The 14,510-nt window shown below is 68.6% G+C and carries 12 protein-coding genes; 6 read left to right on the top strand and 6 right to left on the bottom strand.

All coding sequences use genetic code 11. From position 1 onward, the window contains the following. The first annotated feature begins 66 nt into the window (after nt 1-66). The 4 genes from BM013_RS16085 to BM013_RS16070 all read left to right on the top strand — a co-directional run bounded on the left by BM013_RS16085 (nt 67) and on the right by BM013_RS16070 (nt 5,804). Nucleotides 67-2,670: an FtsX-like permease family protein gene (locus BM013_RS16085; protein ID WP_093128618.1), complete on the top strand. Its 2,604-nt coding sequence runs from the start codon at nt 67-69 to the stop codon at nt 2,668-2,670. 353 nt (nt 2,671-3,023) lie between these two features. Then, entirely contained in the window at nt 3,024-4,109 is a 1,086-nt protein-coding gene (locus BM013_RS16080; RefSeq protein ID WP_093128616.1) for a PLP-dependent cysteine synthase family protein, read from the top strand. After that, complete coding sequence (locus tag BM013_RS16075) at nt 4,109-5,176, top strand: lipocalin-like domain-containing protein (RefSeq protein ID WP_093128615.1); 1,068 nt, start codon at nt 4,109-4,111, stop codon at nt 5,174-5,176. The genes BM013_RS16080 and BM013_RS16075 overlap by 1 nt, the downstream gene beginning before the upstream one ends. 124 nt (nt 5,177-5,300) lie before the next feature. Continuing rightward, complete coding sequence (locus BM013_RS16070; protein ID WP_093128613.1) at nt 5,301-5,804, top strand: YXWGXW repeat-containing protein; 504 nt, start codon at nt 5,301-5,303, stop codon at nt 5,802-5,804. 84 nt (nt 5,805-5,888) lie between these two features. On the opposite strand, the gene BM013_RS16065 is transcribed toward BM013_RS16070, so the two are convergent. From BM013_RS16065 to BM013_RS16040, 6 genes are all read right to left on the bottom strand, one after another. Continuing rightward, nucleotides 5,889-6,875, bottom strand: coding sequence for a branched-chain amino acid ABC transporter permease (locus BM013_RS16065; RefSeq protein ID WP_093128612.1), 987 nt, complete (start codon nt 6,873-6,875; stop codon nt 5,889-5,891). A 10-nt stretch (nt 6,876-6,885) separates the two neighbouring features. Next, entirely contained in the window at nt 6,886-7,761 is an 876-nt protein-coding gene (locus BM013_RS16060) for a branched-chain amino acid ABC transporter permease (RefSeq protein ID WP_093128610.1), read from the bottom strand. A 45-nt stretch (nt 7,762-7,806) separates the two neighbouring features. After that, complete coding sequence (locus BM013_RS16055) at nt 7,807-9,012, bottom strand: ABC transporter substrate-binding protein (RefSeq protein WP_093128609.1); 1,206 nt, start codon at nt 9,010-9,012, stop codon at nt 7,807-7,809. A 54-nt stretch (nt 9,013-9,066) separates the two neighbouring features. Further along, on the bottom strand, nt 9,067-10,263 hold the full coding sequence (locus tag BM013_RS16050; RefSeq protein WP_093128607.1) for an ABC transporter substrate-binding protein: 1,197 nt from the start codon (nt 10,261-10,263) through the stop codon (nt 9,067-9,069). A gap of 64 nt (nt 10,264-10,327) precedes the next feature. Continuing rightward, entirely contained in the window at nt 10,328-11,035 is a 708-nt protein-coding gene (locus BM013_RS16045) for an ABC transporter ATP-binding protein (RefSeq protein WP_093128605.1), read from the bottom strand. Between the two features lie 87 nt (nt 11,036-11,122). After that, complete coding sequence (locus BM013_RS16040; RefSeq protein WP_093128604.1) at nt 11,123-11,893, bottom strand: ABC transporter ATP-binding protein; 771 nt, start codon at nt 11,891-11,893, stop codon at nt 11,123-11,125. A gap of 257 nt (nt 11,894-12,150) precedes the next feature. Here BM013_RS16040 and BM013_RS16035 point away from each other — a divergent pair, with 257 nt between their 5' ends. Both BM013_RS16035 and BM013_RS16030 read left to right on the top strand, forming a co-directional pair. Next, complete coding sequence (locus BM013_RS16035) at nt 12,151-13,140, top strand: LacI family DNA-binding transcriptional regulator (RefSeq protein ID WP_093128603.1); 990 nt, start codon at nt 12,151-12,153, stop codon at nt 13,138-13,140. Nucleotides 13,141-13,281: 141 nt separating this feature from the next. Next, entirely contained in the window at nt 13,282-14,481 is a 1,200-nt protein-coding gene (locus BM013_RS16030; protein WP_093128601.1) for an AGE family epimerase/isomerase, read from the top strand. The last annotated feature ends 29 nt before the right edge of the window (nt 14,482-14,510 follow it).

Raw genomic sequence — 14,510 nt, 5'->3', positions numbered from 1 at the left:
GGGGATCGAAAGAGGCGCCATGGTGCCACGCCCGTGTAACCTTTCTTGCGCCGCCACAATCGGGTGATGCGCGCATTGCTCACCACCTTCTCCTGGCAGGAACTCCGCCACCACCCCTGGCGCAACGCGGCCGCCGTGCTGGCCGTGATGCTGGGCGTGGCGCTGGCGTTCTCGGTGCAGCTGATCAACGCCTCCGCGCTCGACGAGTTCTCCAGCGCCGTGCGCTCGGTGAACGGACAGCCCGACCTGGAAGTGCGCGCCGTGCAGGGCGGCTTCGACGAGGCCGTGTTCGCCCGGCTCGCGCGGCACCCGCAGGTGACGCTCGCCAGTCCCGTGGTCGAGTTCCAGGGCCTGGCGCTGGCCGGCGAGCAGCAGGTGCCGATGCGCGTGATCGGCATCGACGCGCTCGTGCTGCCGACCATCGCGCCCGCGCTGATGCCGCAGCCGGCGGCCGGCGCCGACCGCTTCGCGCTGTTCGCGCCGGGCCAGGTGTTCCTCAACGCCGCCGCGCGCAGCGCGCTCGGCCTGCCCGCGCAAGCACCCGCCGGCACACGCGAGACGGTGCAGCTGCGCAGCGGCGACGCATGGCAGAAGCTCACCGTGGCCGGCCACGTCGCCGCCAGCGGCACGGCCCTCGCGGTGATGGACATCGCCGCCGCGCAAGACCTCTTCGGCCAGGGCGGACGCCTGAGCCGCATCGACCTGCGGCTCGCGCCCGGCACCGACCGCGCCACCTTCATGGCCGCGCTGCAGAAGTCGCCCGACTGGCCCGCCGGCGTGCAGTTCGCCGAACCGGGCGACGCCGCCGAGCGCGTGAGCAACCTCTCGCGCGCCTACCGCGTCAACCTCACGGTGCTGGCGCTGGTGGCGTTGTTCACGGGCGCGTTCTTGGTGTTCTCGGTGCTCGCGCTCAGCGTGGCCAAGCGCGCTCAGCAGTTCGCGCTGCTCGGCGTGCTCGGCCTCACGCCGCGCGAGCGGCTGAAGCTGGTGCTGGCCGAATCGCTGGTGCTCGGTCTCATCGGCAGCCTCGCCGGCCTCGCGCTGGGCACCGCGCTCGCGGCCTTCGCGCTGAAGGTGCTCGGCGGCGACCTGGGCGGCGGCTACTTCGAAGGCGTTGCGCCCACATTGCACTGGAGCGCCGGCGCCGCGCTGCTCTACGGCGGCCTGGGCGTGGCCGCCGCGCTGGTCGGCGGCTGGTGGCCCGCGCGCGCGGCGCAGGCGCTGCCCGAAGCGCAGACGCTTAAGGGCCTGGGCGCTGCGCCCACGCACGGCAACAGCCACTGGCTCGCGCTCGGCCTCATCACGCTGGGCGCCGTGCTGGCCAACGTGCCTGCCATCGGCGGCATTCCGGTGGCGGCGTACCTGTCGGTGGCCTGCCTGCTGGTGGGCGGCATCACCGCCCTGCCCTGGCTCATCGCGCTGCTGTACGACCGCATCGCGCCGCTGTTCGCGCAGCGCGTGCTGCCCATGCTGGCCGTGGAGCGCGCGCGGCGCATGCGCGGCACCGCGGCAGTGGCGGTCAGCGGCGTGGTCGCCAGCCTGAGCCTGGCCGTCGCGCTCACCGTGATGGTCGCGAGCTTCCGCGACTCGGTCACGCAATGGCTCGACGTGGTGCTGCCCGCCGACCTGTACGTGCGCGCCACCTCGGGCGGGCGCGGCAGCAACACCGGCAACAGCAGCAGCACCGACACCGCCACCTTCGCGCCGGCCTTCGTGCAGTCGCTGGCGCAGTTGCCCGGCGTGGCGCGCACCGGCACGCTGCGCACCCAGTCGCTGCAACTCGACGCCACGCGGCCCGCCGTGGCCCTCATTGCGCGCAGCCTCGAGGGTGGCGCCACCCAGTCGCTGCCGCTGGTGGGCACGGCCGTGCCGGTGCCCGAGGGCCAGATCGGCATCTACGTGAGCGAGCCGATGGTCGAGCTGTACGGCGCCAAACCCGGCACCGTGTTCGCGCCGCTGTCGGACGCGATGGGCCTCGCGACCGCGTCGAAGACGCCGCAGACCTTCTTCGTGGCCGGCGTGTGGCGCGACTATGCGCGGCAGTTCGGTGCCATCACGATGGACGCGCGCGACTACGAGCGCATCACCGGCGAGCGCAACGTGAGCGACGTCGCGCTGTGGCTCGCGCCCGGCGCCGCCGAAGGCGAGGTGCAGGCCGCCGTGCGCGCGCTGGCGGCGCGGCAGGGCGGCGGCTCCGCGGAGTCGGTGGAGATCGCGTCCGTCGGCCAGATCCGCGTGACCTCGCTGCGCATCTTCGACCGCAGCTTCGCCGTGACCTACTGGCTGCAGGCCGTGGCCATCGCCATCGGCCTGTTCGGCATTGCCGCGAGCTTCAGCGCGCAGGTGCTGGCAAGGCGCAAGGAGTTCGGTCTGCTCGTGCACCTGGGCTTCACGCGCCGGCAGGTGCTCGCGGTGGTCGCGGGCGAAGGCGCGGCATGGACCGCCATCGGCGCTGTCGCCGGGTTGGGACTCGGGCTGGCTGTGTCCGTGGTGCTGGTGAAAGTGGTGAACCCGCAGAGCTTCCACTGGAGCATGGACTTGCTGGTGCCGTGGGAGCGGTTGCTGGGGTTGTGTGCGGCGGTGGTTGCGGCGGGAACAGTGACCGCATGGATGGCAGGCAGGGCTGCGGCAGGGAAAGATGCGGTGCTGGCGGTAAAGGAAGACTGGTAGGCCCACAAGGCAGCCGGGCACTGAAAGCGCAAAGCGCTGCCAGTGCCCACTGGCCGAGCGAAGCAAAGGCCCGACCGGTCCCCAAGCCCTTCTGGCTGCGCCGAGGAGCGGAGCGTTTCGCGGATCAGGGCTCGCAGCTGTTAACGAAGCGAGTTTGGGTGGGGCCCCGCGAAACGTGAACACCGCAGCTTTCCCGCAGCGAAGCGGAGGGACGCAGACAGCAGGGTCGCCTTTCTTTCGCCTACTTTTCTTTGGCGAAGCAAAGAAAAGCAGGTCGCCTGCCGGGCGAGACCCGGCCCCGGAAACCAAACAAGGCCATGGCTCCCACAACACACGACTTGTAGACTTCCCCCATGCAGCAGCCCTCACCGCACCTCAACTCGACCACCAGCGCCAACTGGCTCGACACCGCCATCCGCCGCATCGAGGCCGACTACCAGCGCAGCGCAGACACGCACCTGATCCCGCTGCCCCTGCCCTCGCTGGCAGCGCAGGGCATCGACCTGTACCTGAAAGACGAGTCCACCCACCCCACAGGCAGCCTCAAGCACCGCCTCGCGCGTTCGCTCTTTCTCTATGCGCTGTGCAACGGCTGGGTCCGCGAAGGCACCACCATCGTCGAGGCATCGAGCGGTTCCACGGCGGTGAGCGAGGCCTACTTCGCCCGCCTCCTGGGCCTCCCCTTCATCGCCGTGATGCCCCGCACCACCTCCCCCGAGAAGGTCGCCCAGATTGCCTTCTACGGCGCGAGCTGCCACTTCGTCGACCACGCCGCGCAGGTCTACGAAGAAGCCCGCGCCCTCGCCGAGCGCACCGGCGGCCACTACATGGACCAGTTCACCTACGCCGAACGCGCGACCGACTGGCGTGGCAACAACAACATCGCCGAGAGCATGTTCCAGCAGATGGCGCGCGAGCGCCATCCGGTGCCGAAGTGGATCGTGGTGGGCGCCGGCACCGGCGGCACCAGCGCCACCATCGGGCGCTACCTGCGCTTTCGCTGCCACGACACGCAGGTGTGCGTGGCCGACCCCGAAGGCTCGGTGTTCTCGGCCTACCACCGCACCGGCGACACCACGCTCACCGCCGCAGGCTCGCGCATCGAGGGCATCGGCCGCCCGCGCGTGGAACCGAGCTTCATCCGCACGCTGGTCGACCGGATGATCGAGGTGCCCAACCTCGATTCGGTGGCCGCCATGCATGCGCTGTCGGCGCTGCTGGGCCGCAAGGTCGGCCCGTCCACCGGGACCAACTTCGCCGGCATGCTGGCCATTGCGAACGAGATGCGCGCGGCCGGCCAGCAGGGCTCGATCCTGTCGCTGCTGTGCGACGCGGGCGAGCGCTACCTGCCGAGCTACCACGACGCCGCATGGGTGAAGAACGCGTTCGGCGACATCGCCCCCGTGCAGCAGCGCATCGACGCGCTGGTGGGCGCGTGATGTCTCGCCCCCCGCGGCTGTCGCGCCGCGACCTGCTGCTGGCGGCACTCGCGGCCGGGCCGTTGGCGGCCTGGGCCTTGCCCGAACGCCGGCTCGAGTTCCCGCGCGACTTCGGCAGCCACCCCGACCTGCACACCGAGTGGTGGTACATCACCGGCCACGCGAAGACGCCGGCGGGCCGCGAGTTCGGCTTCCAGGTGACCTTCTTCCGCTCGCGCGTCGAGGCCGCGCTGGGCATGCGCTCGGCTTTCGCCGCCAAGCACCTCGTGTTCGCGCACGCGGCCGTCACCGATCTCGAAGGCCGCGTGCTGCTGCACGACCAGCGCATCGCGCGCGCCGGCTTCGGCGTGGCGGAAGCGAGCGCGAGCGACACCGACGTGCGCATCCGCGACTGGTCGCTGGTGCGCGAGAACGGCATCTACGCCGCGCGCATTCCCACCGGCGAATTCACGCTCGACCTGCGCTTCACGCCGACGCAGCCCGTGCTGCTGCAGGGCAAGGCCGGCCTGTCGCGCAAAGGGCCAGAGGAATCGCAGGCGAGCTACTACTACAGCGAACCGCAGCTCAAGGCGCAGGGCAAGCTCACGCTCAAGGGCCAGGCCTTCGACGTCGGTGGCTCCGCCTGGCTCGACCACGAATGGAGCGAGGCGCTGATGCACCCGCAGGCCGTGGGCTGGGACTGGATCGGCATGAACCTCGACGACGGGAGCGCCCTCACCGCCTTCCACCTGCGGCGCAGCGACGGCAGCGCGCTGTGGGGCGGCGGCTCGTTCCGCCCGCGCGACGGCGCGGCGCGCATCTTCGCAAATGACGAGGTGCACTTCGACGCCGTCAAGTCCTGGGACAGCCCGCGCACCCAGGCGAAGTACCCGACGCAATGGCGCGTGCGCACGCCCTCGGGCAACTTCGAGGTGCGGGCGCTCCTCGACGACCAGGAGCTCGACAGCCGCGGATCGACCGGTGGCGTGTACTGGGAAGGCCTGAGCGACCTGCTCGACGCGCAGGGGCGCCGCGTGGGGCGCGGCTACCTGGAGATGACGGGCTATGCCGCGCCGCTGAAGCTGTAGTTGCGCGGTGGCTGCCAGCCGCTGGCTGCTGGCCGCCGTGACCCGTCCCCCGACAACCGATTCCGCGCCAAGGGCGTTGGAACCCATGTTCCCCAAAAAATCAATCGAAAAACCAAGGACCCCCATGAAGATTCGACTTGCCGTGCTGGCCGTGGCCGGCGCCCTTTCCATCCTCGCGAGCCCGCTGGCGGCCAACGCGCAGGTCTCGGTCAACATCAACGTGCCCGGCCTCGTGATGGCCGCGCCGCCGCCGCCGCGCTACGAACCGCTGCCGCCACCGCGCGGCGGCTTCGTCTGGGTGCCGGGCCGCTGGGCCTGGGACGGCCGCGCCTATGCATGGCACCAGGGCGGCTGGCAGCGCGAGCGCGCGGGCTATGTGTACGCGCCGGGCCGCTGGACCGAAGACCGCGGCGGCTGGCGCTGGGCGGAAGGCGACTGGCGCCAGCGCGAGGCCTACCGCGAAGCCCGCCACGAACGCGAGCGTGAACGCGAATGGAACGACCGCGACGACCATCGCCGGCACGACCGCGACCATGGGCGCGGCCATGACCACGGTGACCGCGGCGACCGCGGTGATCGCGGCCGCGATTTCTGCCCGCCGGGACAGGCGAAGAAAGGCAACTGCTGAACGGCTGAGCGACAAGGAAGAAAGGGAGCCTCGGCTCCCTTTCTTCATGCAGGCCCTGCGCCTTGCGTTGCGTTGCTCAGGGCGCTACTTCGCGCGCCGCCGGTCGATGAACGCAATGATCTCGCCCATGATCCCCTTGCGGAACGCAAGCACGCAGATCACGAAGATCAGGCCCGTCACCATGGTCACCGACTCGCCCAGCGTGTTGAACCAGTCGAGCGTGGTGATGCGCGCGAGCAGGTTGCCCAGTTCGCCGATCTTGTTCTCCAGCAGCACGACCACGGCGGAGCCCACCAGCGGACCCGACAGCGTGCCCAGGCCGCCGACCAGCGTCATCAGGATGACCTGGCCCGACGCGGTCCAGTGCACGTCGGACAGCGTGGCGAAGCCCAGCACCAGCGTCTTGAGCGAACCCGCGAGGCCCGAGAGCGCGGCGGAGATCACGAAGGCCAGCAGCTTGAAGCGGCTCACGTCGTAGCCCAGCGACAACGCGCGCGGCTCGTTCTCCTTGATGCCCTTCAGCACCTGCCCGAACGGCGAGTGGATGGTGCGCACGATCAGCAGGAAGGCCAGCACGACCACCACCAGCGCCACGTAGTACATGGTGAGGTCGTTCGACAGGTCGATGAGGCCGAAGAGCTTGCCGCGCGGCACGCCCTGCAGGCCGTCTTCGCCGCCCGTGAACTTGGCCTGCAGCGCGACGAAGAACATCATCTGCGCGAGCGCCAGCGTGATCATCGCGAAGTAGATGCCCTGACGGCGGATGGCCAGCACGCCGAAGAGCCAGCCGAGGAAGGCGCCGGTGAGCGTGCCCGCGACCAGGCCCAGCTCGGGCGTGAGGCCCCAGACCTTGATGGCATGCCCCGCAACGTACGCGGAGCCGCCCAGGAAGGCCGCATGCCCGAACGACAGCAGGCCCGTGAAGCCCAGCAGCAGGTTGAAGGCCGCAGCGAACAGTGCGAAGCACATGAGCTTCATCACGAACACCGGGTACGCACCGAAGAACGGCGCCGCCAGCAGCGCGGCCAGCAGCAGTGCGTAGACGACAAGGGAGATCTTTTTCGTGTTCATGCCGCTCGCCTTATTTCTCTTTGCCGAACAGGCCGGCGGGGCGGATGAGCAGCACGATGACCATGATCACGAACACAACCGTTGACGATGCCTCCGGGTAGAAGACCTTGGTGAAACCTTCGATCACGCCCAGGCCCAGCCCGGTGAGGATGGCGCCCATGATCGAGCCCATGCCGCCGATCACGACCACGGCGAACACCACGATGATGAGGTTCTGCCCCATCAGCGGCGACACCTGGATGACCGGCGCGGCCAGCACGCCGGCGAAGGCCGCGAGCGCGCAACCGAAGGCGTAGGTCAGCGTGATCATCAGCGGCACGTTGACGCCGAAGGCCTCCACCAGGCGCGGGTTCTCGGTGCCGGCGCGCAGGTAGGCGCCCAGGCGGGTCTTCTCGATCACGTACCAGGTGGCGAAGCACACCGCCAGCGAAGCCACGACGACCCAGGCGCGGTAGTTGGGCAGCACCATGAAGCCGAGGTCGGTGGCGCTCGACAGCGCGTCGGGCGCGTCGTAGGCCAGGCCCGAGACGCCGTAGACCGAGCGGAACACGCCTTCGATCAGCAGCGTGAGGCCCAGCGTGAGCAGCAGGCCGTAGAGGTGGTCGAGCTTGTAGATCCAGCGCAGCAGCAGGCGCTCGATCAGGATGCCGAAGATGCCGATGACGATGGGCGCCGCGATCAGCATCACCCAGTAGTTGATGCCGAGGTACTCCATGGCCATCCAGGTCAGGATGGCGCCCATCATGAACAGCGCGCCGTGCGCGAAGTTGATGACGTTGAGCAGGCCGAAGATCACCGCCAGCCCGAGGCTCAGGATGGCGTAGAAGGAGCCGTTGACCAGCCCCAGGAGGAGCTGGCTCAACAGGCCGGAAAGGGAAATGTTCATGGGCGTTTCAACGAACCCGGGCGCCGCGATGGCGCCCGCGGAGGGTCACTTCCAGAGGGCGCACCGGCTCTCGGCCTTCGTCGTGTAGACGTCTTCGCCCTTGAGCTTCTGGACCACCTTGTAGTAGTCCCACGGCTGCTTGGACTCGGCCGGCGACTTGACCTGCATCAGGTACATGTCGTGCACGAAGCGGCCGTCCTCGCGCACATAGCCCTTGGCGTAGAAGTCGTCGATCGGCGTCTTCTTGATCTGCGCCATCACCGTGTCGGCATCGGTGCTCTTGGCGGCCTGCACGGCCTTCAGGTAGGTCATGGTGGCCGAGTAGTCGGCGGCCTGGATGTCGGTGGGCATGCGCTTGGTCTTCTCGAAGAAGCGCTTGCCGAAGGCACGCGTCTTGTCGTCGAGGTTCCAGTCCCAGCTGGTGGTCAGCAGCAGGCCTTCGGTGTTCTTCAGGCCCAGGCTGTGCACGTCGGTCACGAACACCAGCAGGCCGACCATCTTCATGGTCTTGGAGATGCCGAATTCCTTCGCTGCCTTGATTGCATTCTGCGTGTCGCCGCCCGCATTCGCGAGCGCCAGCACCTGGGCCTTGGAGTTCTGCGCCTGCAGCAGGAACGACGAGAAGTCGGAGGTGTTCAGCGGATGCTTCACGCTGCCCACCACGGTGCCGCCCTTCTCCTTCACGACCTTGGATGCATCGGCTTCCAGGGCCTGTCCGAAGGCGTAGTCGGCCGTCAGGAAGTACCAGCTCTTGTCGCCGCGCGCGATGACCGCGCTGCCCGTGCCCTTGGCCAGCGCCACGGTGTCGTAGGCGTAGTGCACGGTGTAGGGGCTGCACTGCTCGTTGGTGAGCGCCGAGCTGCCGGCGCCGTTCACGACGAACACGCGCTTCTTCTCCTGCGCCACCTTGGCCATGGCCAGGCCGGTGCCCGAGCTGGTGCCGCCGAACAGCATGGTCAGGCCCTGCGTGTCGATCCATTCGCGCGCCTTGGAGGCGGCGATGTCGGCCTTGTTCTGGTGGTCGGCCTGCAGCAGCTCGATGGGCATGCCGTTGACCTTGCCGCCGAAGTCGTCGATGGCCATCTGGATCGCGAGGGCGCCGTTCTTGCCCTCCACGTCCGCGTAGAGGCTCGACATGTCGGTGATGAAACCGATCTTGACCTTCTCCTGGGCCTGCGCCGCGCCGGCGGCCATGAGGCCCGCGAGGCCGGTCGCGACGAGACAGGCGGAGGCGGTGAGCGTGCGTTTCATGGGATGGTTCTCCTCGTTGACTTCGGTGGTTGTGTCTGCGGCGGCTTCAGCCGTTCATTTCCAGGCGGCGCACTTGGTCTCGGCCTTGGTCGTGAAGACCTGGTCGCCCGGCAGCGTCTTGAGCACCTTCAGGTAGTCCCAGGGCTTCTTCGACTCGGCGGGCGACTTCACCTCGACCAGGTACATGTCGTGGATGAAGCTGCCGTCGGCGCGGATCTGGCCCTTGCCGTAGAAGTCGTCGATCTTCATGCTCTTGAGCTGCGCCATCACCTTGTCGGAGTCGGTGGTCTTGGCGGCGGCCACGGCCTTCAGGTAGGTCATGGTGGCCGAGTAGTCGGCGGCCTGCACGTCGGTGGGCATGCGCTTGGTCTTCTCGAAGAAGCGGTTGGCGAACTTGCGCGACTCGTCGTTCAGGTCCCAGTACCAGCTGGTGGTGTGCAGCAGGCCTTCGGTGTTCTTCAGGCCCAGGCTGTGGATGTCGCTCAGGAACACCAGCAGGCCGGCCGTCTTCATCGTCTTGTTGATGCCGAATTCCCTGGCCGCCTTGATCGCGTTGATGGTGTCGCCACCGGCGTTGGCCAGGCCCAGGATCTGCGCCTTCGAGTTCTGCGCCTGCAGCAGGAACGAGGAGAAGTCCGATGCGTTCAGCGGATGGCGCACGGCGCCCACCACGGTGCCGCCCTTTTCCTTCACCACCTTGGTGGTGTCGGCTTCGAGCGCATGGCCGAAGGCGTAGTCGGCGGTCAGGAAGAACCAGCTCTTGCCGCCGCGGTCGACCACCGCGGCGCCCGTGCCCTTGGCCAGCGCCACGGTGTCGTACGCGTAGTGGATGGTGTAGGGGCTGCACTGCTCGTTGGTGAGCACCGAGCTGCCCGCGCCGTTGTTGAAGTACACGCGCTTCTTCTCTTCGGCCACCTTGGCCGTGGCCAGCGCCACGCCCGAATTGGTGCCGCCGAAGACCATCGTCACGCCGGCGGTGTCGATCCATTCGCGGGCCTTGGAGGCGGCGATGTCGGCCTTGTTCTGGTGGTCGGCGGTGAGCAACTCGATGGGCTGGCCCAGCGCCTTGCCGCCGAAGTCGTCGATGGCCATCTGGATGGCCGTGGCGCCGCCCTTGCCTTCGAGGTCGGCGTACAGGCTCGACAGGTCGGTGACGAAGCCGATCTTCACTTTTTCCTGTGCCTGCGCGGCGCCTGCGCCCAGTGCGAGGATGCCGACGGCGGTGGCGATGAGGCCGAGTTTCTTGTTCATGCTGTTGTCTCCTGAAGGAATCTTTGTGGGATGGGAGGGAGGGTCTTGTGGACGTGCGCTTGTCTCAGACGCCCAGCAGCTCGGTGAGCACGGGCATCTTGGCTTCGAGCTCGGCGGCGCCGAACTTCAGCGCGATGCGGCCGTGCTCCATCACGTAGAAGCGGTCGGCCAGCGGCGCGGCGAAGCGGAAGTTCTGCTCCACCATCACGATGGTGTAGCCCTTGGCGCGCAGCGTGGTGATCATGCGGGCCAGCGCCTGCACGATGACCGGAGCGAGGCCTTCGGAAATCTCGTCGAGCAGCAGCAGCTTGGCGCCCGTGCGCAGGATGCGCGCCACGGCCAGCATCTGCTGCTCGCCGCCCGACAGGCGCGTGCCCTGGCTGTGGCGGCGCTCGGCCAGGTTGGGGAACATGGCGTAGATCTCGTCGACCGACATGCCCGGCCCGGCGCCCTTGAGCTCGGGCGGCAGCAGCAGGTTTTCCTCGCACGAGAGGCTGGCGAAGATGCCGCGCTCTTCGGGGCAATAGCCGATGCCCAGGTGCGCGATGCGGTGCGTCGGCATGCCAATGGTCTCTTTGCCGTTGACCTCGATGCTGCCCTTGCGCGCGCCCGTCAGGCCCATGATGGCGCGCAGCGTGGTGGTGCGGCCCGCGCCGTTGCGCCCCAGCAGCGTGACGACCTCGCCGGGCTGCACGACCATGTCGACGCCGTGCAGCACGTGCGACTCGCCGTACCAGGCTTGCAGGCCCTTGATTTCCAATGCGGCGGTCATCGGGCCTCCTGCCGGGCCGCCCCAAAGGAGGCCCGCGCCCCCTCGGGGGGCAGCGAATACACGAAGTGAGAAGCGTGGGGGCTCATGTCAGTGCGCCCCTTGCAGTTGGCCGTCGGTGGTGCCCATGTAGGCCTCCATGACCTGGGGGTTGCGCGAGACTTCGGCGTACGGGCCTTCGGCCAGCACGGCGCCGCGTTGCAGCACGGTGATGGTGTCGGCGATGGTCGAGACCACGCTCATGTTGTGTTCGACCATCAGGATGGTGCGTCCGGCCGACACGCGCTTGATGAGCTCGGCCACGCGATGCACGTCCTCATGGCCCATGCCCTGCGTGGGTTCGTCCAGCAGCATCAGCTCGGGCTCCATGGCCAGCGTGGTGGCGATTTCGAGTGCGCGCTTGCGCCCGTAGGGCAGGTTCACGGTCTGCTCGTCGGCAAGATCTTCCAGCCCCACTTCGGCCAGCAGTTCGCGCGCACGCGCGTCCAGCGGCTTGAGCGACTTCTCGCTCTTCCAGAAGTGGTACGAGGTGCCCAGCCGGCGCTGCAGGCCCAGGCGCACGTTCTCCAGCAGCGTGAGGTGCGGGAACACGGCCGAGATCTGGAACGAGCGGATGATGCCGCGCCGCGCGATCTGCGCGGGGCGCTCGCGCGTGATGTCCTGGCCGTTGAAGAGGATCGTGCCGGTGGTCGGCTCGAGGAACTTCGTCAGCAGGTTGAAGCAGGTCGTCTTGCCGGCGCCGTTGGGACCGATGAGTGCGTGGATCGAGCCGCGCACCACCGACAGGTTGACCTTGCTGACCGCGGTGAACCCTTTGAATTCCTTGGTGAGCTGGCGTGTTTCGAGAATGACGTCGCTCATCTCGCGAAGTCGCCCGGGTTCTGAAGAAGAATGTGAGTCATGCGGTCCATCTCGATACGCCACCAGCGGGCGCGGACTGATTGTTGGTGGGCGAGTTGCAATTGCATACTGGGGCAAATGCCTATGCTGCAGTGCAACCTTCACGGCCCCGCCGACGCACGCCGAAGCACGCGTTCGGGCGACTGTCGTCGCAACGACAATGCCGCCGCACACGGCCTGTTCTCGACGGGCGCCCGCCCCCGCGCGCAGCACGACCGATGCCCTCCACGCCCGTGACCATCCGCGACGTGGCCGATGCGGCCGGCGTGTCGATCAGCACCGTGTCGCGCGCGCTGAAGAACCAGCGTGGGCTGTCGGACGCCACGCGGCGCCACGTGCGCCAGGTGGCGCGGAAGATCGGCTACGACGCCGCGCGGCTGCGCAGCGCGAAGGCCGCCCGGCTGGTGTTCATGGTGCACCGCCAGCACAGCCACTTTGCGAGCAACCCGTTCTTCTCCGACGTGCTGCAGGGCGTGGAAGCCGCGTGCCGCGAAGCGGGCCTCGTGCCCACGCTGCTGAGCTGCGGGCCGACCGACCCGATCCGCGAGCAGTTGCGGCTGCACGAGCCCGACATGATCCTGGCCGCGGGCTTCTTCGAGACCGAGGTGCTCGACCTGGTGACGGCGCTGGAGCTGCCGGTGGCACTGGTCGACTTCTCGCTGCGCGACCTGCCCGCGGTGAACCCCGACAACGAGACCGGCGGCTTCCTCGCGACGCGGCACCTTATGGACATCGGCCGGCGCCGCATTGCATACATCGCGGGGCCGCTGGCGCACACCAGCATCCGCGAGCGCGCGCACGGCTACCGGCGCGCGCTGTTCGAAGCCGGCATGCTGGCCGACCCCGAACTCGAAGCGATGGCCACGCCGGGCCTGCCGCACGACGTGGGTGCGGCGCAGGCCATGCAGCAACTGCTGCGGCTGCGCGAGCCGCCCGATGCCGTGTTCGCCTGCAACGACGCGGCGGCGCTCGCGGCCATCGGCGCCTGCCACGCGGCCGGACTGCAGGTGCCGCGCGACGTCGCCGTGGTGGGTTTCGACGACATCCAGATGGCTGCAGCCACCCGGCCTTCGTTGACGACGCTGCGCGTCGACCGGCAGGCGCTGGGGCGCATGGGTGTCGAGCTGCTGTTGCATGGAGCCTCGATGCCGCGGCTCAACACGCTGCCGGTGGAGTTGGTGGTGCGGCAAAGCACGGGCGGCCGCTAGACCGCCTGCCGCGCGCGGCCTGCCTGTTGCACGCCGCTTGTTGCGCGGCCGACGCCGTGTTCCCTCGGGGAAACCACAAGTCCGCGCGGGTGGGGTGCCTGCCTACACTGGCCTGGCGACCCACGCCCCACCCTGCTTGCCATGCCGAACTTTCGCTCGACCGATTTCCTGACCGACCACATCCTGCACACGCTCGCGTTCTACGAGCCGCGCTGCATCGACGCCTCGGGCGGCTTCTTTCATTTCTTCAAGGACGACGGCACGGTGTACGACCGGCGCACGCGCCACCTGGTGAGCAGCACGCGCTTCGTGTTCAACCACGCCATGGCGCACCGCCGATTCGGCAACCCGGAACACCTGGCGGCCGTGCGGCACGGGCTGGCCTTTCTTCACCGCGCCCACGCGCAGCCCGAAGGCGGCTACGCCTGGCAGATCGACTGGCACCAGCAGCGCGCCACCGTGCAGGACGGCACCCGCCATTGCTATGGCCTGGCCTTCGTGCTGCTGGCGCACGCGCATGCGCTGATGGCCGGCGTCGAGGAGGCCTATGCGGGCCTCACGCACACCTGGCAGTTGATGGAGCAGCATTTCTGGGAGCCGCTGCACCAGCTGTATGCCGACGAAGCCACGGCCGGCTGGCAGCTCGGCCCGTACCGCGGGCAGAACGCCAACATGCACGCCTGCGAGGCGATGCTGGCGGCCTTCGAGGCCACGCAGGAAGTGCGCTACCTCGACCGCGCGCTGGCGCTGGCCCAGTCGGTCACCGGCAAGCTGGCCGCGCAGGCCGACGGGCTGGTGTGGGAGCACTACGGCGAAGACTGGTCGGTCGACTGGGCCTACAACCGCGGCGACAAGACCAACATCTTCCGGCCGTGGGGATTCCAGACCGGCCACCTGACCGAGTGGGCCAAGCTGCTGCTGCAACTGGAGCGCCAGCTGGCAACCGCCGACCGCACGGCCGACTGGGCCTTGCCGCGCGCGCGCCATTTCTTCGACACCGCCATGTTCCGCGGCTGGGACGCCGACAACGGCGGGCTGGTGTACGGCTTTGCGCCCGACGGCAGCGTGTGCGACGGCGACAAGTACTTCTGGGTGCAGGCCGAGAGCTTCGCGGCGGCCGCGCTGCTCGCGGTGCGCACCGGCGAGGCCAGCTACTGGGACTGGTACGACAGCATCTGGACCTACAGCTGGGCGCACTTCGTCGATCACCGGCACGGCGCGTGGTACCGCATCCTCTCGCCGACGAACGAAAAGCTCAGCGACGAGAAGAGCCCGGCCGGCAAGACCGACTACCACACGATGGGCGCGTGCTACGACGTGCTGCGCGCGCTGGAATCGTGACGCTCCGAATGTGAAAACCCCCGGGTCTT

The sequence above is a fragment of the Variovorax sp. OK605 genome, from assembly GCF_900115445.1.
Classification (GTDB): domain Bacteria; phylum Pseudomonadota; class Gammaproteobacteria; order Burkholderiales; family Burkholderiaceae_C; genus Variovorax.
The sequence above is the reverse complement of the archived record's forward strand: the minus strand, read 5'-3'. Positions and strand labels throughout refer to the sequence as shown.

Bases quoted from the DNA above. Each gene is read 5' to 3' on its own strand.
- BM013_RS16055 (WP_093128609.1), bottom strand. From the start codon at position 9,012: ATGAAACGCACGCTCACCGCCTCCGCCTGTCTCGTCGCGACCGGCCTC.
- BM013_RS16060 (WP_093128610.1), bottom strand. From the start codon at position 7,761: ATGAACATTTCCCTTTCCGGCCTGTTGAGCCAGCTCCTCCTGGGGCTG.
- BM013_RS16065 (WP_093128612.1), bottom strand. From the start codon at position 6,875: ATGAACACGAAAAAGATCTCCCTTGTCGTCTACGCACTGCTGCTGGCC.
- BM013_RS16035 (WP_093128603.1), top strand. From the start codon at position 12,151: ATGCCCTCCACGCCCGTGACCATCCGCGACGTGGCCGATGCGGCCGGC.
- BM013_RS16030 (WP_093128601.1), top strand. From the start codon at position 13,282: ATGCCGAACTTTCGCTCGACCGATTTCCTGACCGACCACATCCTGCAC.
- BM013_RS16045 (WP_093128605.1), bottom strand. From the start codon at position 11,035: ATGACCGCCGCATTGGAAATCAAGGGCCTGCAAGCCTGGTACGGCGAG.
- BM013_RS16085 (WP_093128618.1), top strand. From the start codon at position 67: ATGCGCGCATTGCTCACCACCTTCTCCTGGCAGGAACTCCGCCACCAC.
- BM013_RS16070 (WP_093128613.1), top strand. From the start codon at position 5,301: ATGAAGATTCGACTTGCCGTGCTGGCCGTGGCCGGCGCCCTTTCCATC.
- BM013_RS16075 (WP_093128615.1), top strand. From the start codon at position 4,109: ATGTCTCGCCCCCCGCGGCTGTCGCGCCGCGACCTGCTGCTGGCGGCA.
- BM013_RS16050 (WP_093128607.1), bottom strand. From the start codon at position 10,263: ATGAACAAGAAACTCGGCCTCATCGCCACCGCCGTCGGCATCCTCGCA.
- BM013_RS16040 (WP_093128604.1), bottom strand. From the start codon at position 11,893: ATGAGCGACGTCATTCTCGAAACACGCCAGCTCACCAAGGAATTCAAA.
- BM013_RS16080 (WP_093128616.1), top strand. From the start codon at position 3,024: ATGCAGCAGCCCTCACCGCACCTCAACTCGACCACCAGCGCCAACTGG.